This is a genomic window from Pantoea sp. WEP (assembly GCF_041678305.1).
Lineage (GTDB): Bacteria > Pseudomonadota > Gammaproteobacteria > Enterobacterales > Enterobacteriaceae > Pantoea > Pantoea dispersa.
This window is the reverse complement of sequence record NZ_JBGNXB010000001.1, coordinates 1,849,045-1,875,696: the sequence shown is the minus strand read 5'-3', so window position 1 is coordinate 1,875,696 and position 26,652 is coordinate 1,849,045. Positions and strand designations below refer to the sequence as shown.

Sequence of the window (26,652 nt, the reverse complement as noted above, 5' to 3'; positions counted from 1 at the left end):
TACAGAGTTTCTCCCTGAAAGACGACATCCTGCAAGCGTGGCACTTCTGGCAGAGGAAGCCAAGCCGGAAACGCACGCGAAGTGTAACCGGAGGCCGCCGCAACCGCCTCCGGCGTGACTCAGGCCGCTTTTTCCGCCGCGATGTCGCGCTGAATACCGTCGCGCACGTCCTGCGGAATTTTTAGCGCATCGCCGAGCGCGGAGAGGTAACTGCGCTCCATGAAATGATCGACATCGATCGCCGCACAGCTAAGGAAATAGAGCTCCAGCGCTTCCTCTTCATTTTTCACGTCGGCGGCCAGCCACTGCGGATCGAGTGGACGGTTCATTGCCTGCTGAATCAGCGCTTCCGCCTGCGCACCGTAACCGGCCTGATGGATATTCTGTTCGATGGCCGTGCGCTCGAGATCGTCAATGTGCCCGTCGCTTTTCGCAGCAAACACCAGCGCGGTTACCAGTCGCTCCGCGCGCTGGTCGAGCGGCGTCTGCAACTGGCCAAACGCAGGCTCATCCTGATGGGTTTCCCGCACGCGCTGCTTGTATTTATTCCACAGCACCGCGCCTGCCGCCGCCCCGCCGCCGACCAGCAGCGCGGTGCCGCCGTATTTGGTTAACAGCTTGCGCGACGATTTGCTGGCAACCAGTAAACCCGCCAGGCCACCCAGCGCGCCGGGTGCCAGCATATCGCTCAGGCCGCCTGATTTGCCGTCACCGCCCTTCTTTGCCAGAACCGATTGAATTTGCTGCAGCCAGTTACTCATCGTTTAACTCCTGTTTAAGTTTCCGCTCACTATGCTGCCGCACGCTGTGTCAGTTAACGTCAGAGCCGGCAAAGTATGGCAAAGCCGGACGTGCGCAATGCGTGAGTACGCAAACGTTTTCGTTTATACTGCGCGCGCATTTTGACTGCTAAGGTGAAATTATGACGACTCTCGGAACCGCGCTGCGTCCTGCCGCAACGCGTGTCATGCTGTTAGGTTCAGGTGAATTAGGCAAAGAGGTGGCGCTGGAGTGTCAGCGTCTCGGGGTGGAAGTGATCGCCGTCGATCGCTATGCCGATGCCCCGGCGATGCACGTTGCGCATCGCAGCCACGTCATTAACATGCTGGACGGTGATGCACTGGCGGCGCTGATTGCGCAGGAGCAGCCCCACTTTGTGGTGCCGGAAATTGAAGCCATCGCCACCGAAAAACTGCTGGAGCTGGAAGCGCAGGGGCAAAAAGTGGTGCCGACGGCCCGTGCTGCACGTCTGACCATGAACCGCGAAGGCATTCGCCGTCTGGCGGCAGAAGAGCTGGCGTTACCGACCTCAACCTATCAGTTTGCGGATAGCAAAGCGCGTTTCGTCGCGGCCGCGCATGAGATCGGTTTCCCCTGCATCGTGAAACCGGTAATGAGCTCCTCCGGTAAAGGCCAGAGCTTCATTCGCGAAGCCAGCCAGCTGGATCACGCCTGGGATTATGCGCAGCAAGGCGGACGCGCGGGCGCGGGCCGGGTGATCGTCGAGGGCGTCGTGAAGTTCGATTTTGAAATCACCCTGCTGACCATCAGCGCGGTGGACGGCATCCACTTCTGCGCGCCAATTGGCCATCGTCAGGAAGACGGTGATTATCGGGAATCCTGGCAGCCGCAGCAGATGAGCGAACTGGCCCTGCAGCGCGCGCAGGATATCGCCGCTAACGTGGTGAAAGCGCTCGGCGGTTACGGCCTGTTTGGCGTGGAGCTGTTTGTGTGCGGCGACGAAGTGGTGTTCAGCGAAGTCTCTCCACGTCCGCACGATACCGGTATGGTGACGCTGATTTCGCAGGATCTCTCTGAGTTCGCGCTGCACGTGCGCGCCTTCCTCGGCCTGCCGATTGGCGGCATTCGCCAGTATGGACCGGCAGCGTCGGCGGTGATCCTGCCACAGCTCGATAGCCACAACGTGCAGTTTGTGAATGTGGAAGCCGCACTCGGTGCGGGTCTGCAGCTGCGCCTGTTTGGTAAGCCGGAAATTGCGGGGCAGCGCCGTCTGGGCGTCGCGCTGGCGACCGGTGACAGCACCAATGATGCCGTGGCCCGCGCCATTGCCAGCGCCGCGGCCGTGCAGGTTCAGGGCTGATTGCCCGGGTGGTGACGCAGCGCCATCACCACCCGCAAAATTTGACCGCTGCCGCGTAGCAGTTACGCGGCAGCGCTATTCGCCATCAGCGGGGTGAAGCCGCACCTGCCACAGCCTCACGCGCCAGCTGCGTAATACGATCCCAGTCTCCGCTCTCCAGCGCATCGTTTGGCACCAGCCACGAGCCGCCAATACACAGCACGCTTTTCAGCGCCAGATAGTCACGATAGTTGGCCGGTGAAATGCCGCCGGTCGGGCAGAAACGCACCTGTGGGAATGGACCACCAATCGCCGCCAGCGCTTTGACGCCACCGTTAGCCTCTGCCGGGAAGAACTTGAACTCGCGCAAACCATAATCCATGCCGACCATCAGTTCCGACACGGTGCTGATGCCTGGAATCAGCGGCACCGGGCCTTCCACCGCCGCCTTGAGCAGCGGTTCGGTGAGCCCCGGGCTAATGACAAACTGCGCGCCGGCGTCGGTCACTTCTTTCAGCTGCTGGGTATTGATCACCGTGCCGGCACCCACAATCGCTTCCGGGACTTCTTTGATCATTGCCCGCAGCGCATCCATCGCCACCGGCGTGCGCAGCGTCACTTCCAGCACGCGTACGCCACCTGCCACCAGCGCTTTGGCCATTGGCACCGCATGTTCCAGCTTGTTAACGACAATCACCGGCACAACCGGGCCGGTAGTCAGAATCTGTTCCGCACTCGTTTTCCAGTTCTTCATTACGTTTCCTCAGGAGAGACAGCCCGACGCGCGGTCACGCTGTCAGAAAGAGAGCCCTACCATACAAGATCGGCCGGACGGACGTCTATTGGATATCATCAATTTTTGAAACCGCGGTTCATTTTCGAATGATTGCCTGGTGCGCATCATTCCGCATCCGTCTGCAGAGTCGCCATTCATGGCGACCATGGGTAAACCCTTGCTGGCTTAAAACAAAACGCCCCTGGCAATGAGCGCAGGGGCGTTATCATAAACTTCTCAGTCAGCGATGGAGGAGCGGTTATTCAAACTCGTTCCACGAACGGCCGTCGCGGGTGATCATCGCCACCGAGGCGACCGGGCCCCAGGTGCCGGCCTGATACGGTTTGGAGGCGTCGCCATCCGCATTCCACGCTTCAATAATCGAATCGACATAAGTCCACGCCGCTTCGACCTCATCGCGGCGCACAAACAGTGCCTGAATGCCGCGCATGGTTTCCAGCAGCAGACGCTCGTAGGCATCCGCCAGATGCGACTGATTGAAGGTTTCGGAGTAGCTCAGATCCAGCTTGGTGGTCTGCAGCTTGTGCTTGTGATCGAGACCCGGCACCTTGTTGAGGATCTCAATATCCACGCCCTCGTCCGGCTGCAGACGAATTGTCAGCTTGTTCTGCGGCAGCTCGGCGTAAGAGTCCTTAAACAGGTTCATTTCCGGGTTTTTGAAGTACACCACCACTTCTGAGCACTTGGTCGGCAGACGCTTACCGGTGCGCAGGTAGAAAGGCACGCCCGCCCAGCGCCAGTTATCGATATCCACGCGGATGGCGACGAAGGTTTCGGTGCTGCTCTGCTTGTTAGCTCCCTCTTCTTCCAGGTAGCCCGGCACTTTTTTGCCCTGCACAAAACCGGCAGTGTACTGACCGCGTACGGTTTTCTCGCGCACGTTGGTCTGGTCGATGCGACGCAGCGAGCGCAGCACTTTCACCTTCTCATCACGAATCGCGTCAGCACTGAGATCGGACGGCGGCGACATGGCGATCATGGTCAGGATCTGCAGCAGGTGGTTCTGGATCATGTCACGCATCTGGCCGGCTTTATCGAAGTAACCCCAGCGGCCTTCGATACCCACCTCTTCCGCCACGGTGATCTGCACGTGGTCGATGGTGCGGTTGTCCCAGTTATTGACGAAAATCGAGTTGGCAAAACGCAGCGCCAGCAGGTTGAGCACCGTCTCTTTACCAAGGTAATGGTCGATACGGAACACCTGGCTTTCATCGAAGAATTTACCGACGCTGTCGTTGATCTCCTGCGAGGTCTCCAGCGAGGTGCCGAGCGGCTTCTCCATCACCACGCGCGCCGGTTTGGCGTTGAGTTTAGCGGCGCCCAGGCCTTCACAGATGGCGCCAAAGGTGCTCGGCGGCATGGCAAAGTAGTTGATGGTGACGCGGTTTTTCTGATCCAGCATCTTGCCCAGTTTCGAGAAGTGCGAGGTGTCGTTAACGTCGAGGTTGCAGAAGTCGAGACGGCCGCTGAGTTTGTCCCACAGCGCTTCGTCAATCTTCTCCTTCATGAAGGTTTCCAGCGCTTCACGCACCACTTTGGTGTAGGCCTCTTTGTCCCACTCCGCGCGACCCACGCCAATAATGCGCGTGGTATCGTGAATCTGACCGGCTTTCTCCAGCTGATACAGTGAAGGCAACAGTTTCCGGCGTGCAAGATCGCCTTTGGCACCGAAAATCACCAGATCGCATGCCTGGGCTGTTTGTGTTACCGCCATTTTCCTCTCCTCGTTGCAGGATATACCCGGCCTGAGCGTCCTCATCCTGCCGGGTCCTTATTGTAATTTTCTTACAGCACAATGTACTTTTTTCACCGCGCCAGGACAACCCGGCTGCGGTCGGTTACAGGTGATTATCCTGCACCGCCGGGGCGCATTTAACGTGTTGCGAAGTGCGCTAACGCGCCTTTTTCTGTTTCGATGTTTGTCGGGCGAAAACCCGGCAGCGATCAAAGTATGACAAAAAAAGCGCGGTTACATTTGTCCGCCGCTGCGTACGTCAGGCTATTACACGGTATATTCCGCATAATTGGCAGCGATTTCACGCACGGGTGAATGCAAAAAAGTGATTGATGGTCATCGGGTTAACAACATGCTGGATCAAATACAGGCGCAGCTGGCCGCGCTGAGCAAATCAGAACGCAAAGTGGCAGAACAGATTCTGGCCGCGCCGCAGCAGGCGATGCACTCGAGCATTGCCACGCTGGCACAGGCGGCGCAGGTCAGCGAACCGACGGTGAACCGCTTCTGTCACCGCATGGGCACGCGCGGCTTTCCCGATTTCAAGCTGCAGCTGGCACAGAGTCTGGCCAAAGGACCGAGCTGGGTCAGTCGCGATGTCGAAGAAAATGACAGCGTAGAACGCTACAGCCACAAGATTTTCGATTCCGCGCTGGCGGGACTCAGCCGCGTGCGTCAGCAGCTCGATATGCAGGTGATCGATCAGGCGGTGCAGGCGCTGTCGCAGGCGCACAAAATTGCCTTCTTCGGCCTCGGTGCTTCAGCGGTGGTGGCGCATGATGCCACCAATAAATTTCTGCGTTTTAATCTGCCGGTCATCTGGTCCGAGGATATTGTGATCCAGCGCATGAGTTGCATAAATAGTGGACCAAATGACGTGTTTGTTCTGATATCGCATACTGGCCGCACCAAAAATATGATAGAACTGGCTCGCCTGGCGCGTGTAAACGCTTCCACCGTGCTGGCTATCACCTCGCCCGGATCGCCGCTGGCAGATGAAGCCACGCTGGCGCTGACGCTGGATGTACCGGAAGATACCGACATCTATCTGCCGATGGTTTCCCGCCTGGCGCAGCTCACCGTGGTTGACGTGCTGGCAACCGGTTTTACCCTGGAGCGCGGTACCGCTTTCCGCGAGAATCTCAAACGGGTAAAAGAGGCGCTGAAAGCGTCGCGCCTCGAAAAGCCGGCGACGGAATCACGTGCACAGCAAAATAATTAACATCACATTCACAATGTGAGTCGAATCACAGCCCCTCGATCATATAGAATGAGTGACCATTGCGTGTCACTTGTGATCGACACGATACTTTGTCAACGGAGTCCTTCATGTCCAGACGTCTCAGAAGAACCAAGATCGTTACAACCCTCGGCCCAGCCACCGATCGCGACAACAACCTCGAAAAAATCATCGCGGCGGGCGCTAACGTTGTGCGACTCAATTTCTCCCACGGCACCCCGGAAGATCATCAACTGCGCGCCGATAAAGTGCGGCAGATTGCGGCCAAACTCGGTCGCCACGTCGCCATTCTTGGCGATCTGCAAGGCCCTAAAATTCGCGTATCAACCTTCAAAGAAGGCAAAGTTTTCCTCAATGTCGGTGACCGCTTCCTGCTGGATGCCAACCTGAGCAAAGGCGAAGGCGACAAAGAGAAAGTCGGTATTGACTATAAAGGCCTGCCGGAAGATGTGGTGCCGGGCGATATCCTGCTGCTGGACGACGGTCGTGTGCAGCTGAAGGTGCTGGAAGTTCAGGGGGTGAAAGTGTTCACCGAAGTGACCGTCGGTGGCCCGCTCTCCAACAATAAAGGCATCAACAAGCTCGGCGGCGGCCTGTCGGCCGAAGCGCTGACCGAAAAAGATAAGCTGGATATCATTACCGCGGCGAAAATTGGCGTCGACTATCTGGCGGTCTCCTTCCCGCGTAACGGCGAAGACATGAACTACGCGCGCCGTCTGGCACGCGATGCCGGCTGCGATGCCAAACTGGTGGCAAAAGTCGAGCGCGCTGAAGCGGTGGCAACGCAGGAAGCGATGGACGACATCATCCTCGCCTCCGACGTGGTGATGGTGGCGCGTGGCGATCTCGGCGTGGAAATTGGCGATCCGGAACTGGTGGGCATTCAGAAAGCATTGATTCGTCGTGCGCGTCAGCTGAACCGCACCATCATTACGGCTACCCAGATGATGGAGTCGATGATCACCAATCCGATGCCGACCCGCGCGGAAGTGATGGATGTGGCAAACGCCGTGCTGGACGGCACCGATGCGGTGATGTTGTCGGCGGAAACGGCGGCCGGTCAGTATCCGGCGGAAACCGTGTCGGCGATGGCGAAGGTGTGTCTTGGCGCGGAAAAAATTCCAAGCGTGAACGTATCCAAACACCGCCTGGACGTGCAGTTTGACAACATCGAAGAAGCGATTGCCATGTCGGCGATGTACGCCGCTAACCATTTGCAGGGCGTGTCGGCCATCATTACCATGACCGAATCTGGTCGTACCGCACTGATGACGTCGCGCATCACTTCCGGTCTGCCGATCTTCGCAATGTCACGTCATGAACGTACCCTGAACCTGACCGCGCTGTACCGTGGCGTGACGCCGGTGTTCTTTGACAGCAACAATGATGGTGTCGCCGCCGCGCACGATGCGGTTAATCTGCTGCGCGACAAAGGGTTCCTCGTCTCCGGCGACCTGGTAATTGTCACCCAGGGCGACGTGATGGCGACCACCGGCACCACCAACACCAGCCGTGTCCTGCGCGTAGACTGAGTTTTACGCACCTCCTGACAGCGGCTGTAACAACATGGACAAACGCGACTGCCTGGCAGTCGCGTTTTATTTTTCACTGACAAGGAGGCCAGATGGCCCGCTATCAACCCATCAGTCAACTCACCGGGCGCGTGCTGCTGTTTCCGCTGGCGCTGGTGCTGTTTGAGTTCGCGACCTACATCGCCCATGACATGATTCAGCCCGGCATGCTGCTGGTCACCGCCGAGTTTAACGTCGGTCCGGAATGGGTATCCACCTCACTCACTGCCTATCTGATGGGCGGCGTGGTGCTGCAGTGGCTGCTCGGTCCGCTGTCGGATAAATATGGCCGGCGTCCGGTATTGCTGTTCGGCATTCTGTTCTTTGCCGCCGCCTGTGTTCTCACCACCTGGGTGAGCAACATCGAGCAGTTCGTTACGCTGCGTTTTATCCAGGGCATCAGCCTGTGCTTCATTGGCGCAGTAAGCTATGCCGCAGTGCAGGAGGCGTTTGACGAGGCGTTAGCTGTGCGCATGATGGCGCTGATGGCTAACGTGGCGCTGCTGGCACCGCTGGCGGGTCCGCTGGCCGGTGCCGCCTGGCTAACGGTGGGCGAATGGCGCAGCATGTTCTGGCTGTTTGCGGTTTGCAGCCTGCTGGCGTTTGTGGTGCTGTGGCGCATCATGCCGGAAACCGCCGGCGATCGCAGCCACTCCATTGCGTTACCGAACCTGGCGCGCGGCTACGGACGGCTGGCGCGCGATAAGCAGGTGATGTACGGCTCCTTCGCTATCGGCCTGGTGTTCATCCCGATTCTTACCTGGGTGGCGCTGTCGCCGGTTATTCTGATGCATGAAGAGGGCTTATCCCGCCTGCAGTATGCATTGCTGCAATTACCGGTGTTTCTGGCGATGATCGCCGGTAACCTGACGCTGGGCAAACTGGCGGGACGCGTGGCCATCGAGCAACCGGTGAAATTTGCCGCCTGGCCGATTCTGCTCGGCCTGAGCATCGCGCTGGTGGCGAACCTACTCAACAGCCACAGTTACCTGCTGCTCACCGCCGGTCTTAGCCTGTATGCGTTTGGTGCCGGGATGGTCAACGCCGGGCTGTACCGGTTGACGCTCTATTCCAGCAGCGAAGGCAAAGGCAGCATCGCCGCCATGCTGGGGATGATCAGCATTCTGACGCTGGCGGCAGGGATTGAAGTGGCAAAAAGCGGTTATTTCAGCGGCGGTACGCCGTGGTTCAGCGCGATTAACTCCGTCGCCGGCGTGTTGTGGTTTGGCCTGGTGACGCTGTTCCTGCGCGAGCGCAAGCGGCGCAGTCGCCTGACAAGCGTCGAATGAGTGATGACGAACCGTGCCGGGCGGCACGGTTCAGCACGCGTTAGCTATTTACGCGGGTACAAATCCTTACGCGCGTAAGGCTCAATATCCCCTTCTTTACGCGTCTTCAGCAGTTTGAGAATCCATGTGTACTGCTCCGGATGCGGGCGCACGAAGATTTCCACCTCTTCGTTCATGCGCCGCGCCAGCGTGGTGTCATCGGCATCCAGCAAATCGTCCATCGGCGGGCGCACATAAATCTCCAGCTTGTGCGTCGCGCTGTTATACACCGGGAACAGCGGCACGACGCGCGCGCGGCACACTTTCATCAGACGCCCGACCGCCGGTAATGTCGCTTTATAGGTAGCAAAGAAATCGACAAACTCGCTGTGCTCAGCACCGTGATCCTGGTCCGGCAGATAGTAGCCGTAATAGCCCTGACGCACCGAGGCGATAAACGGTTTGATGCCGTCGTTGCGCGCGTGCATGCGGCCACCAAAACGGCGACGGACGGTGTTCCAGATATAATCCATCAGCGGATCGCTTTGATTGTGGAACATCGCCGCCATCATCTGGCCTTCCGAAGCCAGCAGCATCGCCGGAATATCCACGCCCCAGCCGTGCGGCACGAGGAAAATCACGTTCTCATGATTCTCCTGCAGCGCCGTGATGATCTCGCGGCCGTGCCACTCAACGCGCTGGCGCACGCGTTCAGGATTACGCATCCCCAGCTCGGCCATCATCACCATCGCCTGCGGCGCGGTGGCAAACATACGATCAGCAATCTCTTCGCGCTGCGCTTCGCTGAGCTCCGGCAGGCAATAATAGAGATTGATCAGCGCACGGCGGCGCGCACTTTTCGCCAGCTTGCCGGCAAACTTACCCAGCCCGCCCAGCACTGGATCGCGCACCCTGGCCGGCAGCATCGCCATACCGGCCAGCGCACCAATCGCCAGCCAGCTGCCCCAGTATTTCGGCTTTAAAAAAGAACGTTGAAAAACGGGAATAAACTCACTGTTATTTTTTTTTCGGGTTTCCATGCACTCGCCTCTGACAATGACGGCTCAATAATAGTGACGGCAGGTAATTTTGCAATCTTCACAGGCCAGATAGCAAAAAACCGACGAAGAATCCGTCGGTTTTTGCGCGTTTGCCCGGAAATTAACGTTATTTCAGCGTCAGCTGTGGCAGATAACTCTTCACCTGCGCCAGATAGGTGCTGCGATCTTTACCGGTCAGCCCTTCCATGCGCGGCAATTTCGCCGTCAGCGGGTTGACCGCCTGGTTGTTGATCCACACTTCATAATGCAGATGCGGTCCGGTAGAGCGACCGGTGTTACCGGAAAGCGCGATGCGATCGCCGCGTTTCACTTTCTGTCCCGGTTTCACCAGCGCTTTGCTCAGATGCATGTAGCGGGTCATGTACTGGCGACCGTGACGGATCGCGACGTAGTTACCGGCGGCTCCGCCGTTTTTCGCGATCACCACTTCGCCATCGCCGACGGCCAGTACAGGCGTACCAATCGGCAGCGCAAAATCGACGCCTTTATGCGGCGCGATGCGCCCGGTCACCGGATTGAGGCGGCGCGGATTGAAGTTTGACGAGACACGGTACTGCTTGACCGTCGGGAAGCGCATGAAGCCCCGCGCAAGACCGGAGCCGTTGCGGTCGTAGAACTTGCCGTCTTCCGCGCGGAACGCGTAGTAATCTTTACCGCCGGTGCGCAAACGCACGCCGAGCAGCTGGCTCTGCGCACTCTTGCCGTCCAGCATCTCGCGCGACATCAGTACGCTAAAGTCATCGCCGGCGCGCAGTTTGCGGAAATCCATCTGCCACTGCATCGCTTTAATCACGCTGCTGGTTTCGGCGCTGGTCAGGCCGGCGCGCTGGGCGCTGGCGGCGAAACTGCCGCGCACTTCGCCTTTCAGAACGCTGTTCTGCCATTCACCCTTCTGCATCTCCTGCTGCATCTTAAAGCTGCCGTTCGGCTGACGCGCATAGGTGCGGGTTTCACGCCGATCAATCTCCCAGGTGAAGTCCTGCAGCGCGCCATCAGCATCCAGCGTCCAGCTCAGTTGCTGCCCCACGCGCAGATTACGCAAACTCTTGTCGCTGCTGACCAGCGCATTAATGTCACCGAGATCGATACCGTACTGATTAAGCGCGCTGCTCAGCGTATCGCCTGAGGAAACGGTGTAATCATGCTGATCGGGATTAACCGGCACGTCTTTATCAATGTCATCCGACGGGATCTCGTCTTCCGGTTCCGCCGTGGTTTGATCGATCGGTTCACTGGCTTCCGGCAGCAGCGTGCGCAGCTCGTTTTTGTCCAGCGTGATGTCTTTCACGATGGGCGCAACATCGCGGGGATGATAGACGTAAGGCCGCCAGACAGCGACGGCCAGTGTAACAACGGTGAGTGACCCCAGCATAACGCGGTGGGGGCGCGGCAAATTATTAAATGCGAGGGCGACAGAGCGGGCTATCTGCTGCACTTTTACCTATTCCTCTATGCTCCATTCAGGCAGCTCGCATACTGGCTTGACAGCTGTGAGAGGAATTTCACGTAGCTGTCTTTGGTTAAGCTGATTCCCATGCCTAACGGGTCGAGGGTGCCTTTACGCACGCTGGTTCCGCGAGACACGGCATCGATGACCGCCGGCCTGAATTGTGGTTCAGCAAAAGCGCAGACTGCTTTCTGCTCAACCAACTGTGTTCGTATTTGATGTAAACGCTGGGCGCCCGGCTGGATCTCAGGATTGACGGTAAAATGACCTAATGGTGATAAACCGTAATGTTTCTCAAAGTAGCTGTAAGCGTCGTGAAAAACGAAATAACCCTTGTTCCGTACCGGCGCGAGTTGTGCGCCAATCCGTTTGTCTGTGTCCGCCAATTGTGCCTCAAACTGCTGCAGGTTGGCGTCAAGTTTGGCTTTGCTTTGCGGCATAAGTTCCAATAATTTTCCGTGGATTGCAACAGCAGATTGTTTCGCAATCTCCGGCGACATCCACAGGTGCATATTAAACTCGCCGTGGTGATGATGAGTATGAGACGGGTCCTGGTTCTCAGAATTGTCTGAGTCATGGTCGTGATCGTGACCGTGCTCATGTTCGTCCTCATCTTCACCGCCGCTAATCAATAGCGGTTTTACGCCAGGCAAGGCGGCAATTTCGAGGTTCTTACTGGCCGGTAACTCCCCGGCGGACTTCGTCAGAAAGGCTTCCATCTCCGGACCGGTCCATACTACTAAGTCAGCGTTTTTAATACGTTTTACATCGGATGGCCGTAAGGCATAATCGTGCTCTGAGGCACCGTCCGGCAGCAATACTTCAACCGGCGTAATGCCATCGGCAATGGCGGCTGCGATAAATCCGAGAGGCTTGATTGAAGCCACCACCGCAGACTGCGCGGAAAACGTGGTGGCGAGGCTTAACGTCGCCGCAGAAAGGGTAAAAGCCAGGCGCTTTTTATTGTGTAACATAATGCGTCATTCCATCGTGACCAAGTGATGGAATGTGATATTATAACATTCGAAATTCAATGCAACCCGTAAATATCATGTCGTCACTTGTTACACTCGAAAACATTTCGGTGAAGTTTGGCCAGCGCGCGGTGCTGGCAGGCATCAGCCTGTCGCTGCAGCCGGGCAAAATTCTCACCCTGCTGGGTCCCAATGGAGCCGGCAAGTCCACGCTGGTGCGCACGGTACTCGGCCTGCTCACGCCAGACAGCGGCAGCGTCCGCCGCGCGCCGGGGCTGCGTATTGGCTATGTGCCGCAAAAGCTGCACATCGATCCGACGCTGCCGATCAGCGTAGAGCGCTTTATGCGTCTGACGCGCGGCAGTCGCCGTGACGCTATTCTGCCGGCGCTGAAGCGGGTGCAGGCCGGCCATCTGCTGCAGTCACCGCTGCAAAAACTGTCTGGTGGCGAAACGCAGCGCGTGCTGCTGGCGCGCGCCCTGCTCAACCAGCCGCAGCTGCTGGTACTGGACGAACCGACGCAGGGCGTGGATGTTAACGGCCAGGTGGCGCTCTACGACTTGATCGATCAACTGCGACGCGAGCTCAACTGCGGCGTGCTGATGGTGTCGCACGACCTGCATCTGGTGATGGCAAAGACCGACGAAGTGCTGTGCCTCAACCATCACATCTGCTGTTCCGGCACGCCGGAAGCCGTCTCGCAGCACCCGGAATTCATCGCCATGTTTGGCCCGCGCGGCGCACAGCAGCTGGCGATCTACCGCCATCATCATAATCACCGTCACGATTTACAGGGACGCATTGTTCTGCGCAAAGGAAACGGCCCGTCATGATAGAACTGTTATTACCCGGCTGGCTGGGCGGCGTATTGCTGGCCCTGGCGGCCGGTCCGCTCGGCTCTTTTGTCGTCTGGCGCCGCATGTCCTATTTTGGCGATACCCTCGCCCACGCGTCATTGCTCGGCGTGGCGTTTGGTCTGCTGCTGAATGTGAACCCCTATTATGCGGTGATTCTGGTCACCGTCTGTCTGGCGCTCGGGCTGGTGTGGCTGGAGCGACGCCCGCATCTGGCGATCGACACACTGTTAGGGATTATGGCGCACAGCGCGCTGTCGCTGGGTCTGGTGGTGGTCAGTCTGATGCAGGGCGTGCGCGTTGATTTGATGGCCTATCTGTTTGGCGATTTGCTGGCGATCACCCCGGATGATTTGTCGCTGATGGCGGGCGGCGTGGCAATCGTGCTGGTGGTGATGGCGTGGCAGTGGCGTTCGCTGCTGTCGATGACCATCAGTCCGGAGCTGGCGCAGGTGGATGGCGTAAACATTCAGCGTACCCGCCTGATGCTGATGCTGGTAACCGCGCTGACCATTGGTGTGGCGATGAAATTTGTTGGCGCGCTGATCATTACTTCACTGCTGATCATTCCGGCCGCCACGGCGCGACGCTTCTCGCGTTCGCCAGAACAGATGGCCGGCTTTGCGGTGCTCATCGGCATCATTGCCGTCACCGGTGGCCTGAGCTTCTCCGCCAGCTACGACACCCCGGCCGGTCCGTCGGTGGTGCTGTGTGCTGCGGTACTGTTCATTATCAGCATGGCAAAAAAACCGGCGGCGTGACGCCGGTTACTCTTCGCGGCTGATGCCGAAATGCTTATAGGCGTGCTGCGTGGCCATCCGGCCGCGCGGCGTGCGCTGAATAAAGCCCTGCTGGATCAGAAACGGTTCGATAACGTCCTCGATGGTTTCACGCTCCTCACCAATCGCCGCCGCCAGATTATCCAGCCCCACCGGACCGCCCATGAACTTGTCGATGATCGCCAGCAGCAGCTTGCGGTCCATATAGTCGAAGCCCTGATTGTCCACATTGAGCATATCCAGCGCGCTGGCGGCCACTTCGCCACTCATGTTGCCGCTGGCGCGCACTTCAGCGAAGTCACGTACACGGCGCAGCAGGCGGTTGGCGATACGCGGTGTGCCGCGTGCGCGACGCGCCACTTCCAGCGCGCCCTCTTCGCTCAGCGTCAGCCCCAGGCAGGCGGCGCTGCGTCCGACGATGTGCTGCAGATCCGGCACATTGTAGAACTCCAGGCGCTGCACGATCCCAAAGCGATCGCGCAGCGGTGAGGTGAGCGAGCCTGCGCGGGTGGTGGCACCAATCAGGGTAAACGGCGGCAAATCCAGTTTGATCGAGCGCGCTGCGGGTCCGTCGCCGATCATGATATCCAGCTGATAATCTTCCATCGCCGGATACAGCACCTCTTCCACTACCGGCGACAGGCGATGAATTTCATCGATAAACAAGACGTCGTGCGGTTCAAGGTTGGTGAGCATCGCCGCCAGGTCACCGGCCTTTTCCAGCACCGGACCGGACGTGGTGCGCAGATTGACGCCCATCTCATTAGCTACGATGTTGGCCAGCGTGGTTTTACCCAGCCCGGGCGGACCAAAGATCAGCAGGTGGTCCAGCGCATCGCCGCGCAGTTTGGCGGCCTGGATGAAAATCTCCATCTGCTCGCGCACCTGCGGCTGCCCGACATATTCCGTCAGCAGTTTGGGGCGAATAGCGCGGTCGAGGCTCTCTTCCTCAGTGAAAGAACTGCCCGAGACCAGGCGGTCGGCTTCAATCATGCATTACCTCAAATAGCAGCGCGCAGGGCTTCGCGAATCAGGGTTTCACAATCCGCATCTGGTTTGCCAACCTTGCTGACCATACGGCTGGCTTCCTGCGGTTTATAACCCAGCGCTACCAGCGCCGCAACTGCTTCAGCCTCGGCGTCGTTGTTATCCTGCTGTGCCGACGGCGTGGTCAGGGTAAACGCCGAGTCGCCGCCAAACAGGTCGCCGTGCATGCCTTTGAAGCGATCTTTCATCTCAACCACCAGACGCTCAGCGGTTTTCTTGCCCACGCCCGGCAGCTTCACCAGCGAGGCGATCTCTTCGCGCTCCACCGCCGTGACAAACTGCTGCGCTGACATGCCGGAAAGAATCGCCAGCGCCAGTTTGGGCCCGACGCCGTTGACTTTGATCAGCTCCCGGAACAGCGCCCGCTCCTGCTTACTGTTAAACCCGAACAGCAGCTGCGCATCTTCCCGCACCACAAACTGGGTGAAGATAATCGCTTCCTGGTTGATGTCCGGCAGCTCGTAAAAGCAGGTCATTGGCAGGTGCACTTCGTAACCCACACCGTGCGCCTCAATCAGCACCAGCGGCGGCTGTTTTTCCAGAATAATGCCTCGTAAACGACCAATCACCTGAGCAATTCCTTAGTGTATGTGTAAGCGTCTGAATCATCGGCCTCCTGCCACACCGCGCTCAACCGCGCGTCTGCTGGAGGTAAAATGTCGGCTATGTATATCATAAAAAAGGCTGGATGCATATCCAGCCTATTGAATGGCCACGCTTTTGCTAACCGGATCGCAAACGTCCGCGCGTCAGCACCAGTTTGCTGTCGCTCATGCGCGCCGCATTCTGGCTGACGTGGCAATGGGTGATGGCGATGGCCAGCGCATCGGCGGCATCCGCCTGCGGATTGGCCGGCAGTTTGAGCAGCGTGCGCACCATGTGCTGCACCTGGCTTTTTTCCGCGCTGCCGATGCCGGTTACCGTCTGCTTCACCTGACGGGCCGCATACTCAAACACCGGCAGATCAAGGTTGACTGCTGCGACAATTGCCGCGCCACGCGCCTGCCCCAGCTTGAGCGCCGAATCCGCGTTCTTCGCCATAAACACCTGCTCAATGGCGAAGTAATCCGGCGCGAACTGGGTGATGATTTCGCTGACGCCAGCGTAAATCAGTTTGAGGCGGGAAGGCAGATCGGTGACGTTAGTGCGGATACAGCCGCTGCCCAGATAGCTGAGCTGGCGGCCGGTCTGGCGGATGACACCGTAGCCGGTGACGCGCGAGCCGGGGTCAATCCCGAGTATTATCGCCATAGCGCGTCTCCGTATTGCAGGGATTTGCGTAACGCCATTACAGCGTTTCCGCTACCTCATCAGAAATTTCACCGTTATGGTAAACTTCCTGCACATCATCACAATCTTCCAGCATGTCGATCAGACGCAGCAGTTTAGGTGCCGTCTCGGCATCCAGTTCCGCTTTGGTTGATGGAATCATCGACACTTCAGCACTGTCGGCTTTCAGACCGGTGGCTTCCAGTGCATCGCGCACGCTGCCCAGCTCTTCCCACGCGGTAAAGACGTCAATCGCGCCATCGTCATAGCTCACGACATCTTCTGCACCGGCTTCCAGCGCCGCTTCCATCACAGCATCTTCGTCCTGGCCTGGCGCGAAGGAGATCACGCCTTTCTTGCTGAACAGGTAAGATACCGAACCGTCGGTGCCGAGGTTACCGCCGGTTTTGCTGAAGGCGTGACGCACTTCGCCCACGGTACGGTTACGGTTATCACTCAGACACTCTACCATGACCGCAGAGCCGCCCGGACCGTAACCTTCATAGATGATGGTTTCCATGTTGCTGTCATCTTCACCGCCGACGCCGCGCGCGATCGCACGGTTCATGGTGTCACGCGTCATGTTGTTGGACAGGGCTTTGTCCATCGCTGCGCGCAGACGCGGGTTGGAGCCGGCATCGCCACCGCCCAGCTTGGCCGCTGTCACCAGTTCGCGAATGATTTTGGTGAAGATTTTACCGCGCTTGGCGTCCTGTGCCGCTTTGCGGTGCTTCGTGTTTGCCCATTTACTGTGTCCAGCCATCTTACATATTCTCCGATCTTTAACAGGGTGCAGGCTATCTTGCTGGCAATCTTGTTCCCCGGCAGTGCGCGCAATCCTCACGTACTCATGTACGCTCCGGTTGCTGTGCGCTGGCGGTGAACAACCTTGCTGCGCCGATGACGCCTGACTGTTCTATTTTAGCGGTGCAAATCTTTCGATTTACACCGTATGTCTGTAATTTAACGATAAAACCACCGGAAAAACGCGCGGTGGCGGGCATTCAGATAAATTCGTCGATTGCCTGACGATTACTCCACGAGCGGGTTAGTGCGGCGGCGGCGGCCGGTGTCAGCCACTGGGCGGCGAGGTGCTCGCTCAGCAGTGGCTGGCGCTCGGCGGGCAACGCCAGCCGGAACCAGTGTTCCCGGTTATGCGTGATGCCCGGCGCATAGCGATGGCGGTAGTGCGGAAAGATCTCAAACTCAATCTGTTTGTGGCAATCTTCCAGCACCAGCCCCTCTGCGGCGATATCAATCGCCAGCTCTTCAGCCACTTCGCGCTGCGCCGTTTGCGCCGGCGTTTCGCCCGGCTCCAGGCTGCCGGTAACCGACTGCCAGAAGCTGGGGTCATCACGCCGCTGCAGCATTAACACCCGGCCGGTATCTTGCGCAAAAATCACCACCAGCACCGATACCGGGTGTTTATAGCCCATTATTTCGTCTCTGGAGTGACTTTCTTCGGCGCGATCTGGATACCGAGGTCCGCCAGCGCCGCCGGGTTGGCTTCGCTTGGCGCTTCGGTCATCAGACAGGCCGCCGCGGTGGTTTTCGGGAACGCAATCACATCGCGGATATTGTCGGTGCCGGTCAGCAGCATGGTAAGACGGTCAAGACCGAATGCCAGACCTGCATGCGGCGGGGTACCGAACTTCAGCGCATCCAGCAGGAAGCCAAACTTCTCACGCTGCTCTTCTTCGCTGATGCCCAGAATGCTAAACACCGTCTGCTGCATATTGCCGCTGTGGATACGCACTGAACCGCCGCCCACTTCATAACCGTTGATCACCATATCGTAGGCGTTAGCCACCGCCTGCGTCGGATCGGCCGCCAGCTGTTCCGCCGTCAGCGCTTTTGGCGAGGTGAACGGATGGTGCATCGCCGCCAGGCCGCCCTCGTCGTCCTCTTCGAACATCGGGAAGTCGACCACCCACAGTGGAGCCCAGGCTTTATCATTGGTGATTTGCAGATCACGGCCCACTTTCAGGCGCAGTGCACCCAGCGCATCCGCCACCACTTTGGCACGGTCGGCGCCGAAGAAGATCAGGTCGCCGTCCTGCGCGTCGGTACGCTGCAGAATAGCTTCAACGATCTCCGGCGTCAGGAATTTGGCCACCGGGCTCTGCACGCCGTCGAAACCGCTGGCGCGCGCATTGATCTTCATCCACGCCAGACCTTTGGCACCGTAAATGCCAACAAAGCTGCCGTATTCGTCGATTTGCTTACGCGTCAGCGCGGCACCGCCCGGCACGCGCAGCGCCGCGACGCGACCTTTCGGGTCGTTTGCCGGGCCGGCGAACACCTGGAATTCGACGTTTTTCAGCAGGTCAGCAACGTCTACCAGCTCCATCGGGTTACGCAGGTCTGGCTTATCCGAACCATAGCGGTTCATCGCTTCGGCGAAGGTCATCTGCGGGAAGTCACCGAGGTCGACGCCTTTGATGTCCAGCCACAGTTCACGGATCATCCGCTCCATCACGCTGCGCACCTGCTCCGCGCTCATGAACGAGGTTTCCACGTCGATCTGGGTAAACTCCGGCTGACGGTCAGCACGCAGGTCTTCATCACGGAAGCATTTGACGATCTGATAGTAGCGGTCAAAACCAGACATCATCAGCAGCTGTTTGAACAGCTGCGGTGACTGCGGCAGCGCGTAGAATTTACCTTTGTGCACCCGGCTCGGCACCAGGTAGTCACGCGCGCCTTCCGGCGTGGCTTTGGTCAGCATCGGGGTTTCGATGTCGAGGAAGCCTTCACCGTCCATAAAGCGGCGCACGAAGCTGGTAATTCTGGCACGGGTTTTCAGACGCTGCGCCATTTCCGGACGACGCAGGTCGAGGTAGCGATAGGTCAGACGCGCTTCTTCGCTGTTGGTCTGGTTAGAGTCCAGCGGCAGCGGTTCTGCGCGGTTGATGATGTTCAGCTCATGGGCGAACACTTCGATGTCACCGGTGGCCATGTCGCTGTTGCGGTTTTTCTCTTCACGCGCACGCACGGTACCGGTGATCTGGATACAGAATTCATTACGCAGTTCAGACGCCAGCTGGAAAGCCTGTTGATGATCGGCATCGAAAAACACCTGCGCGATGCCTTCGCGGTCACGCATATCGATAAAAATCAGGCTGCCGAGATCGCGACGGCGATTGACCCAGCCGCAGAGAGTAACTTGCTGACCCACATGAGACAGATTGAGCTGTCCGCAATATTCTGTACGCATAACGTATCCTTTTAACTTCGCCGCTGCTGCCAGACAGCATCAGGCCGCGTAACCTTCTGAGATGCTGCCGCAAAAAAGGCGGCTATTATAATGGAAAATGGCAGGCAGGATAAGCAGATCCCGCGCAAAGCGGACAAATCGTCAGCGTTTGCCGCGCGATCGGTTCCTGCCCGTGGCAAAACCAGGTAACGTACGGCGCATTTTCCGCGCCACAGCAGGCAGGAGCAGTTTTGACACTTCGTATTGGATTACCGCAATGGCAGCACGCCAACTGGAAAGTATTGGGTATCGAAACCCTGGCGGATTACGCCCGGCTGTTTGGCTGCGTCGAAGGCAACACCACGCTTTACGCGCTGCCCAAACCGGAAGTGGTGCAGCGCTGGTATGACATGACTGACGACGCCTTTCGCTTCTGCTTTAAATTTCCTGACACAATCAGCCACAAAGCGGCGCTGAAGAACTGCGATGAGCTGGTGAATGAATTTCTGCGCCTGCTGGATCCGCTCAGCCAGCGCATCGGCCAGTACTGGCTGCAGCTGCCCGCCGCCTTTTCACCGGCGCAGCTGACAGATTTATGGGCGTTTCTCGATCGCCTGCCGCGCAGCTTTCACTATGGCGTTGAAGTGCGCCATGCGGCCTTTTTTGCCAAAGGCGAGGCCGAGCGCGCGCTGAATCGCGGCCTGCATCAGCGCGGGGTTAATCGGGTGATACTCGACAGCCGTCCGGTGCACGCCTCTGCCTCGCTCAGCCCGGCCGCCGTGCATGCGCGCGCGCAAAAGCCGCGCGTGCCGACGCACGCGGTGCGCACTGCCGGACAGCCGATGGTGCGCTTTATCGGCAGCGATAGCGTGGAGGAGAGCCTGCCACTGTTTGATGTCTGGCAGCAAAAACTGGCGGACTGGCAGCACGACAGCGACCCGCTGCTGTTCATCCACACGCCGGATATGGGCGCGGTGTTTCCGCTGCTGCAGGCGCTGTGGCCACAGCTGCAACAGCTGGAGCCGACGCTGCGCCCGCTGCCCGCCTGGCCACAGCAATCCAGCCTGTTCTAAACGCAGGGAAACGGGTGCAGCCTGCGGCAGTTTCTGCCAGAATAGCGCCCTTTCCGTTTTCTCTCCGGATAATTCATTATGTCTGACCGCGATACGCTATTCTCCGCGCCCATCGATAAACTGGGCGACTGGACCTTTGACGAGCGCGTGGCTGAAGTCTTTCCCGATATGATTCAGCGCTCGGTGCCGGGTTACTCCAACATCATTTCGATGATTGGCATGCTGGCAGAACGCTTTGTACAGCCCAACAGCCAGGTTTACGATCTCGGCTGCTCGCTGGGCGCGGCCACGCTGGCGGTGCGCCGCAATATTCAGGCACCGGGTTGCCAGATTATTGCCGTCGATAATTCGCCGGCGATGGTGGAACGCTGCCGCCGTCACATCGACGCCTTCCGCGCTGCTACGCCGGTGCAGGTGCTGGAAGCGGATATCCGCGATATCCACATCGAAAACGCCTCACTGGTGGTGCTCAACTTTACCCTGCAGTTCCTCGAGCCGGACGCGCGCCTGACGCTGCTGCAGAAAATCGCTGCCGGCCTCAATCCGGGCGGTGCGCTGGTGCTGTCGGAAAAGTTCAGCTTTGAAGATGCCGACGTCGGCGAACTGCTGTTCAACATGCACCACGACTTTAAGCGCGCCAACGGCTATAGCGAGCTGGAGATCAGCCAGAAGCGCAGCATGCTGGAGAACGTGATGCTGACGGACAGCGTGGAAACGCATAAAGCCCGTCTGAAAAGCGCTGGCTTTGCCCACGCCGAGCTGTGGTTCCAGTGCTTTAACTTTGGCTCACTGGTGGCGTTGAAATGATTGATTTTGGCCGTTTTTATCAGCAAATCGCCACCGGCCCGCTCGCCAGCTGGCTGGAAGTGTTGCCGGCGCAGGTCGCCGCCTGGCAGCGTGAAAACCTGCACGGACATTTTCGCAACTGGGAGAAGTCGGTCGACAATCTGCCGCTGCTGGTGCCGCAGCAGCTCGATCTGCTACACAGCGTCAGCGCGCAGCATGACGCGTTAACCGATCGCCAGCGCGCCGGCATCGAAAAGCTGCTGCGTAACCTGATGCCGTGGCGCAAAGGGCCGTTTTCGCTCTATGGCTGCGACATCGAAACCGAATGGCGCTCCGACTGGAAGTGGGACCGCGTGCTGCCGCATATCTCTTCGCTGGCGGGTCGAACCGTGCTGGATGTGGGCTGCGGCAGCGGTTATCACATGTGGCGCATGATTGGTGCCGGCGCGCAGCTGGTGGTCGGCATCGATCCGATGCAGCTGTTCCTGTGCCAGTTCGAAGCGGTGCGTAAGCTGCTGGGTGATGATCGCCGTGCGCATCTGCTGCCGCTGGGCATTGAGCAGCTGCCGGCGCTGCAGGCGTTCGATACCGTGTTCTCCATGGGCGTGCTCTATCACCGGCGTTCGCCGCTCGACCATCTGTTGCAGCTGAAAAATCAGCTGGTCAGCGACGGCGAACTGGTACTGGAAACGCTGGTGATTGAAGGCGATGAAAACGCGGTGCTGGTACCGGGTGAACGCTATGCGCAGATGCGCAACGTTTACTTTATTCCGTCTGCGGCGGCGCTGAAAAACTGGCTGGAGAAGTGCGGTTTTGTCGATGTGCGCATCGCCGATTACGCCATCACCTCGGTGGAAGAGCAGCGTCGCACCGACTGGATGACCAGCGAATCGCTGGCGGAGTTCCTCGATCCGCACGACAGCAGCAAAACGATTGAAGGCTATCCCGCCCCGCTGCGTGCCGTGCTGGTGGCGCGCAAACCGTGACGCTTAACGCCGCGACAGCGCCAGCTTCGCGGCGAAACCAATAAACACGCATCCGGTCAGGCGATCCATCACTTTTAACACTGCCGGACGGCGCAGATGACCGGCAAAGTACTGGCTGCCGCTAATCAATACCGCGTTCCACACTAAGCCAATCACCATGTGGGTGAGCGCCATCAGCGTGCACCACAGCGCCACCGATCCGCCGGCCGGGATAAACTGCGGCAGGAAAGTGACGTAAAAGACCCCGACTTTGGGATTGAGCAGGTTACCGGTCAGGCCACGCGCAAAGCAGGTCAGATAGCGCTCTTCCCGCTTTTGCCCCTCCTGCCCGCTGGCCACCGTGCTGCGCGGGTTAAGCAGCAGTCTGACGCCGAGATACAGCAGGTACACGGCACCGATGCCTTTCAGCAGGTTATAAGTCATTTCCGAAGCCAGCAGCAGCGCGCCTAAGCCCAGCCCGACCGCCACGCCCCACACCAGACAGCCGAGCGTAACGCCCAATGCCGTCGCCGAGGCACGCTGCCAGCCCTGCGCAGCCGCTGAACGCAGCACCAGCGCGGTATCGAAGCCGGGCGTCAGCGTAAGCAGGGTAATGGCGAAAAGGAATGAAATAATCAGTGTCATAATGGGCTCCCGGGTTGTGCACAGAACAGCATACGCGACGGCGCATCAATTGTCCGTCGCCGGACGATCCCAGTACTGATATTTGTAGGCCGAACTCAGATGCCGCTCAATGGTGCCTTTGGCAAACACTTCGGTCTCATGCAAATAGCTCAGCGTGCAATTGCCCACCTCGTCCCACAACTGGCACTCATCCACCGATCGCAAAGTGCTGACCGGCGTGGTCGAGGTGCCGTGCAGCCGCAGTTCGCGCCACTGATTATCGTAGCTGTAAGTATCTTTACTGCGCGCGCTGGTGGATGCCACCACCAGCCCCTGCGGATTCCAGCGCCAGGTATTCTCGCCGTTGGTCAGTTCATCGCTGCCGCGCGCAATACTTTTTTCCAGCCGGAAGTGTTTATCGTAGCGGTAAGTGGTATCAGTAAAGCCCTCTTTCCCCATGCTGGTAAATTTGTCCGAGGCGCTGATGATGTTGCCGTGTTGCCCCATCTGCCAGCTGATGGTGCCCTGCCGGTTATCCACCACTTCCTCTTTGCCCGCGCGGGTCACTTTAACCAGATAAGCATAGTCAGCTACCCAGCCGCGCTGCACGCGCGCGATATGCTGCTCCATGCTCAGCACCACGTTGCCTTCGCTTTTGTCATAGGTGATGTCAGCTACCATCAGATCGCCGCACTGGTCAAACTGCCCGAGCACGCGCTTCTGCGAGTTGACGTCTTTACCAAACTCCCCGGCCACCACCTGGCGCACCGCGCCTTTGGCATCGCCGCCCAGCATAATCCAGTTGTTGCTGCTGGTGATGTTTTTGCTCAGCGGCGGGCAGGTGCTGCTGGCGGCCAGCGCCGCGCCGGCAACGGGGAACAGCAGAATCACAACAGCATAAGGGAGGGATTTCATCAGCGTTATCCGCGCGTTAAGCCATAGAGTAATCAAAGCATCTTTTTCACCAATGCGCTATTCATGGCGAAGCGGCAGACAAAAAGAACCCCAGCAAGGAACTGGGGTTTGGTACTTGCAAACATCACGTCAGGTTTTCGGCGTGCTGCGCGGCAAAATTGGTACGGGTCAGGCGACCCGGTCAACGCTCATCTGCATCATGCTCTTCATGGCTTCGACGACATCGCCATCGACACAGGAGCGGCTGAATTCATCGGTTTCCGCTTCAGAACACATCGAGACACCGGCTTTACGGTAGCGCATCGGTGACGCGACGGCGCGGCTGGCGGAGCTGTGGACTTCCTGCAATCCGCTGTCGAGGAACTTTTGCAGATTGCTGAGGCGCACGCCTGCCCCTGCCATAATGATTGGACCGGTGCTGTATTCATTTAGTTCCCGTAATAATGCAATTCCGGTTTCAGCGCTCTGCTGCTGACCGGAAGTCAGAATGCGGGCGATCCCTAAATCAGTCAGCACCTCCAGCGAACGCTTCGGGCTGTGGCACAAATCAAAGGCGCGATGGAAGGTCACCGCCATGCCGTCGCACAGCGCCATAATCTGCTGCATGCGAACCGTGTCGACGTGCGCATCTTCGTCCAGCATGCCAATCACCAGGCCAGGAAAACCCAGCTCGCGAATGCGCGCCACGTCCGATTTCATCACCTCAAATTCGCGTGCGGTGTAACAAAAATCGCCGCCGCGCGGCCGCACGATCGGGTGGACCGGAATGGTCAGTTCACGTTGTGCGGCTTCCAGCATACCCGCCGAAGGTGTCAGTCCGCCTTCACGCGGAGCACTGCACAGCTCCACGCGATCGGCACCGGACGCCTGCGCAGTCATTGCGCAGTCGATGCCATAGCAACAAATTTCCAGTTTCGTCATACCTTGCTCCTTTTCATGACTGCTGGCTCGGGAGGAGTGCATCAGTTAGTCTGCTCATTTAGACAGTTTACGTGGAAAGCGCACTATGGCATTCGATTTTGATCAAGGGATAGACCGTCGTCACAGCGATAGTTTGAAATGGCACAAATATGGTGATCGCGATGTGCTGCCTTTGTGGGTTGCCGACACCGATTTTCGCTCGCCGCCGTGCATCATTGAGGCCATCAAACAGCGTGCCGACCACGGTGTTTTCGGCTATGGCGCGACGCCGCACGGTTTGATTGATATCACTATTTCCCGCTTAGCCCAGCGCTATGGCTGGCAGATTGAGCCGGAATGGATTGTGTTGCTGCCGGGCGTGGTGAGCGGACTGAATTTATCGGTCCGGGCATTTACCGAGTCGTCGCAGAGCACCGTGGCACCGACGCCGATTTATCCGCCGTTTCGCGCGGCAGCGCGGCTGGCGCAGCGCGCTCAGGTCAATCTGCCATTGCAGTTACAGCAGGATCGCTGGGTGATGCAGCTGGATGACAGCCAGATGCAGGGCAACGAGCGCCTGCTCATGCTGTGCAATCCGCAGAATCCGGGCGGCACCGTCTACCGCCGGGATGAGCTGGAGGCGCAGCTGGCCTTTGCCCAACGCCACGATTTGCTGGTGTGCTCTGATGAAATCCATTGTGACCTGCTGTTAACGCCTGGCGTACAGCACATTCCGTTTGCCTCGCTGAGTGAAGACGCCGCCCAGCGCAGTATTACCCTGATTTCGCCGTCTAAAACCTTCAACATCGCCGGGCTGGGTGCGTCCATGGCCATTATCCCTCATCCCGAACTGCGGAAACGCTTTAAGCAGGTGCGTGAAGGCATCGTACCGGGTGTGGATATTCTAGCGCTGGTAGCGGCGGAAGCCGCATGGCGCGGCGGTGATGCATGGCTGGCGGACCAGCTGGTTTACCTGCGCACCAATCGTGACTGGCTGGTGCAGCAGGTGAATGCGCTGCCGGAACTCAGCATGGTCGCGCCAGAGGCCAGCTACCTCGGCTGGATTGACGCCAGCCAGCTGGATGTCGCCAGCCCGGCGCTGTATTTCGAAAAACACGGTCTCGGTTTCTCGCCGGGCCGTGATTTCGGCGACGATCGCTTCATGCGCTTCAACTTTGGCTGCACGCACGCCACCCTGCAGCAGGCGGTATCGCGCCTGCTGCAGGCGGTGGCAGCACGGCGCTAAGCCTGTTCGCTGGCAACGATCTCCTCCAGCCGCCACGGATGAAACTTGATGGTAGTTTGCCCGTCCGTCACCGCTAAGGTCGGATTGGGCAGACGTTCATTTTCGCCCTGCGGCGTGCTGGTTTTAAACGCGATGCCCGGCTGCGTCAGCGCCTCGTCTGCCAGCAACGCCATCGCACGCATGCCCAGCGTTTCCGGCTCGCCGCGCAACACAATTTCCACATGCTCCCAGCCTTCATGGCGATACAGCTTCTCACCGGGCCACGGCAGCTCGATCACATCCACCTGCCAGCCCGCGATGCGCAGCGGCTGATGCAACTTAAACAGGCAGATCGGCCGTCCATTAATCATCGCTTCGGAAAACTGCTCGCCGATTTGCAGTAAGCCGGCTTTCCAGCGTTCTGCCGTGGCGAACTGGTGACAGCGCACCGCCACGTGGTCCGCCTCGTGCTGCGTGAGGTCAAGACCGAGGCGTGCCGCAAAGTGTTGCAAAGCCTGTTCGAATCGGGACAGGTCTTGTTTTAAGTCACTCAGTTCTGAAGGAAAATCCAGATTCATACGTTAAATACCTCAAACTCAGTTCAGATCTTTTAATCAATAAAAAAACAGGGCTGCCGCAGCTTTCGCTTGACAAAATGCTCGGATTCATCCGATTTCACGCCAAAAACCTTCAAAAACCGCATAAATCGCCCCTCTCTTTCGGATTAATCGCGTAATCAGGTCCACACGTTACTTTATAAAAGTGCCTTAACCAACTGTTATTATTAACAATAGTTAATACAATGAGATAACTCTTATTTAGCCGCCAATCAATTGCAGTAGCTGAC

26 protein-coding genes are annotated in these 26,652 nt (G+C 58.4%); 10 read left to right on the top strand and 16 right to left on the bottom strand.

The annotated features are described in order from the left end of the window. Positions 1–119 precede the first annotated feature (119 nt). The gene (locus ABVR31_RS08575; RefSeq protein WP_215480383.1) at positions 120–761 is read right to left on the bottom strand and encodes a tellurite resistance TerB family protein; all 642 of its coding nucleotides are present in this window, start codon (positions 759–761) and stop codon (positions 120–122) included. Between the two features lie 161 nt (positions 762–922). On the opposite strand from ABVR31_RS08575, the gene purT reads away from it, so the two are divergent. Then, complete coding sequence (gene purT / locus ABVR31_RS08570; RefSeq protein ID WP_372772435.1) at positions 923–2,101, top strand: formate-dependent phosphoribosylglycinamide formyltransferase; 1,179 nt, start codon at positions 923–925, stop codon at positions 2,099–2,101. Between the two features lie 85 nt (positions 2,102–2,186). Here purT and ABVR31_RS08565 read toward each other — a convergent pair whose 3' ends face one another. Then, a complete protein-coding gene (locus ABVR31_RS08565; RefSeq protein ID WP_058757515.1) occupies positions 2,187–2,834 on the bottom strand; it encodes a bifunctional 4-hydroxy-2-oxoglutarate aldolase/2-dehydro-3-deoxy-phosphogluconate aldolase in 648 nt (215 codons plus the stop codon). A 280-nt stretch (positions 2,835–3,114) separates the two neighbouring features. Beyond that, positions 3,115–4,590 (bottom strand): glucose-6-phosphate dehydrogenase, encoded by a 1,476-nt coding sequence (gene zwf, locus ABVR31_RS08560; RefSeq protein ID WP_021509979.1) that lies wholly within the window; start codon positions 4,588–4,590, stop codon positions 3,115–3,117. Positions 4,591–4,963: 373 nt separating this feature from the next. On the opposite strand from zwf, the gene ABVR31_RS08555 reads away from it, so the two are divergent. The 3 genes from ABVR31_RS08555 (at position 4,964) to ABVR31_RS08545 (ending at position 8,711) form a co-directional block, all read left to right on the top strand. Continuing rightward, positions 4,964–5,833, top strand: a complete 870-nt coding sequence (locus ABVR31_RS08555; RefSeq protein WP_372772432.1) for a MurR/RpiR family transcriptional regulator — start codon at positions 4,964–4,966, stop codon at positions 5,831–5,833. Between the two features lie 107 nt (positions 5,834–5,940). Further along, entirely contained in the window at positions 5,941–7,383 is a 1,443-nt protein-coding gene (gene pyk, locus ABVR31_RS08550; protein ID WP_021509977.1) for a pyruvate kinase, read from the top strand. A 92-nt stretch (positions 7,384–7,475) separates the two neighbouring features. Continuing rightward, on the top strand, positions 7,476–8,711 hold the full coding sequence (locus ABVR31_RS08545) for an MFS transporter (protein ID WP_372772430.1): 1,236 nt from the start codon (positions 7,476–7,478) through the stop codon (positions 8,709–8,711). A 44-nt stretch (positions 8,712–8,755) separates the two neighbouring features. Here ABVR31_RS08545 and lpxM read toward each other — a convergent pair whose 3' ends face one another. The 3 genes from lpxM to znuA all read right to left on the bottom strand — a co-directional run bounded on the left by lpxM (position 8,756) and on the right by znuA (position 12,172). Continuing rightward, positions 8,756–9,730: a lauroyl-Kdo(2)-lipid IV(A) myristoyltransferase gene (lpxM, locus tag ABVR31_RS08540; protein WP_058757512.1), complete on the bottom strand. Its 975-nt coding sequence runs from the start codon at positions 9,728–9,730 to the stop codon at positions 8,756–8,758. A 127-nt stretch (positions 9,731–9,857) separates the two neighbouring features. Beyond that, positions 9,858–11,186, bottom strand: coding sequence for a murein DD-endopeptidase MepM (gene mepM / locus ABVR31_RS08535; RefSeq protein ID WP_031280193.1), 1,329 nt, complete (start codon positions 11,184–11,186; stop codon positions 9,858–9,860). A gap of 14 nt (positions 11,187–11,200) precedes the next feature. Then, entirely contained in the window at positions 11,201–12,172 is a 972-nt protein-coding gene (gene znuA / locus ABVR31_RS08530; RefSeq protein WP_372772427.1) for a zinc ABC transporter substrate-binding protein ZnuA, read from the bottom strand. 77 nt (positions 12,173–12,249) lie between these two features. Here znuA and znuC point away from each other — a divergent pair, with 77 nt between their 5' ends. Together znuC and znuB are read left to right on the top strand one after the other, a co-directional pair. Next, positions 12,250–13,005 (top strand): zinc ABC transporter ATP-binding protein ZnuC, encoded by a 756-nt coding sequence (gene znuC, locus ABVR31_RS08525; protein ID WP_058757534.1) that lies wholly within the window; start codon positions 12,250–12,252, stop codon positions 13,003–13,005. Then, complete coding sequence (znuB, locus tag ABVR31_RS08520; RefSeq protein ID WP_059009754.1) at positions 13,002–13,787, top strand: zinc ABC transporter permease subunit ZnuB; 786 nt, start codon at positions 13,002–13,004, stop codon at positions 13,785–13,787. The genes znuC and znuB overlap by 4 nt, the downstream gene beginning before the upstream one ends. Positions 13,788–13,793: 6 nt before the next feature. On the opposite strand, the gene ruvB is transcribed toward znuB, so the two are convergent. From ruvB to aspS, 6 genes are all read right to left on the bottom strand, one after another. Continuing rightward, positions 13,794–14,798 carry a Holliday junction branch migration DNA helicase RuvB gene (ruvB, locus tag ABVR31_RS08515; RefSeq protein ID WP_021509970.1) on the bottom strand — a complete coding sequence of 335 codons (1,005 nt, stop codon included), beginning with the start codon at positions 14,796–14,798 and terminating at the stop codon, positions 13,794–13,796. Positions 14,799–14,806: 8 nt separating this feature from the next. Beyond that, positions 14,807–15,421, bottom strand: coding sequence for a Holliday junction branch migration protein RuvA (gene ruvA / locus ABVR31_RS08510; protein WP_021509969.1), 615 nt, complete (start codon positions 15,419–15,421; stop codon positions 14,807–14,809). Between the two features lie 154 nt (positions 15,422–15,575). Then, positions 15,576–16,103 (bottom strand): crossover junction endodeoxyribonuclease RuvC, encoded by a 528-nt coding sequence (gene ruvC / locus ABVR31_RS08505; protein WP_021509968.1) that lies wholly within the window; start codon positions 16,101–16,103, stop codon positions 15,576–15,578. A 37-nt stretch (positions 16,104–16,140) separates the two neighbouring features. Beyond that, a complete protein-coding gene (locus ABVR31_RS08500; protein ID WP_021509967.1) occupies positions 16,141–16,884 on the bottom strand; it encodes a YebC/PmpR family DNA-binding transcriptional regulator in 744 nt (247 codons plus the stop codon). 241 nt (positions 16,885–17,125) lie between these two features. Continuing rightward, positions 17,126–17,557 carry a dihydroneopterin triphosphate diphosphatase gene (gene nudB / locus ABVR31_RS08495; protein ID WP_058771222.1) on the bottom strand — a complete coding sequence of 144 codons (432 nt, stop codon included), beginning with the start codon at positions 17,555–17,557 and terminating at the stop codon, positions 17,126–17,128. Further along, the gene (aspS, locus tag ABVR31_RS08490) at positions 17,557–19,338 is read right to left on the bottom strand and encodes an aspartate--tRNA ligase (RefSeq protein ID WP_288423856.1); all 1,782 of its coding nucleotides are present in this window, start codon (positions 19,336–19,338) and stop codon (positions 17,557–17,559) included. Before aspS ends, nudB begins: the two co-directional genes overlap by 1 nt. Before the next feature lie 230 nt (positions 19,339–19,568). Between aspS and ABVR31_RS08485 the strand changes: the two genes are divergently transcribed. The 3 genes from ABVR31_RS08485 (at position 19,569) to cmoB (ending at position 22,162) form a co-directional block, all read left to right on the top strand. Then, the gene (locus ABVR31_RS08485) at positions 19,569–20,390 is read left to right on the top strand and encodes a DUF72 domain-containing protein (RefSeq protein WP_058757508.1); all 822 of its coding nucleotides are present in this window, start codon (positions 19,569–19,571) and stop codon (positions 20,388–20,390) included. A 78-nt stretch (positions 20,391–20,468) separates the two neighbouring features. Next, positions 20,469–21,197: a carboxy-S-adenosyl-L-methionine synthase CmoA gene (gene cmoA / locus ABVR31_RS08480; RefSeq protein ID WP_058757507.1), complete on the top strand. Its 729-nt coding sequence runs from the start codon at positions 20,469–20,471 to the stop codon at positions 21,195–21,197. Next, positions 21,194–22,162: a tRNA 5-methoxyuridine(34)/uridine 5-oxyacetic acid(34) synthase CmoB gene (gene cmoB, locus ABVR31_RS08475; protein WP_288423861.1), complete on the top strand. Its 969-nt coding sequence runs from the start codon at positions 21,194–21,196 to the stop codon at positions 22,160–22,162. The genes cmoA and cmoB overlap by 4 nt, the downstream gene beginning before the upstream one ends. A 3-nt stretch (positions 22,163–22,165) precedes the next feature. Here the strand turns inward: cmoB and ABVR31_RS08470 are convergent, their stop codons facing one another. From ABVR31_RS08470 to cutC, 3 genes are all read right to left on the bottom strand, one after another. Further along, complete coding sequence (locus ABVR31_RS08470; protein WP_288423864.1) at positions 22,166–22,786, bottom strand: LysE family translocator; 621 nt, start codon at positions 22,784–22,786, stop codon at positions 22,166–22,168. Between the two features lie 45 nt (positions 22,787–22,831). Continuing rightward, the gene (locus ABVR31_RS08465; RefSeq protein ID WP_021509960.1) at positions 22,832–23,680 is read right to left on the bottom strand and encodes a hypothetical protein; all 849 of its coding nucleotides are present in this window, start codon (positions 23,678–23,680) and stop codon (positions 22,832–22,834) included. 168 nt (positions 23,681–23,848) lie between these two features. Then, complete coding sequence (gene cutC / locus ABVR31_RS08460) at positions 23,849–24,601, bottom strand: copper homeostasis protein CutC (RefSeq protein WP_021509959.1); 753 nt, start codon at positions 24,599–24,601, stop codon at positions 23,849–23,851. A gap of 85 nt (positions 24,602–24,686) precedes the next feature. Between cutC and ABVR31_RS08455 the strand changes: the two genes are divergently transcribed. Next, the gene (locus tag ABVR31_RS08455) at positions 24,687–25,826 is read left to right on the top strand and encodes a MalY/PatB family protein (RefSeq protein ID WP_372772420.1); all 1,140 of its coding nucleotides are present in this window, start codon (positions 24,687–24,689) and stop codon (positions 25,824–25,826) included. On the opposite strand, the gene ABVR31_RS08450 is transcribed toward ABVR31_RS08455, so the two are convergent. After that, entirely contained in the window at positions 25,823–26,383 is a 561-nt protein-coding gene (locus ABVR31_RS08450; RefSeq protein ID WP_058757503.1) for a VOC family protein, read from the bottom strand. The genes ABVR31_RS08455 and ABVR31_RS08450 overlap by 4 nt on opposite strands. Positions 26,384–26,652 lie beyond the last annotated feature (269 nt).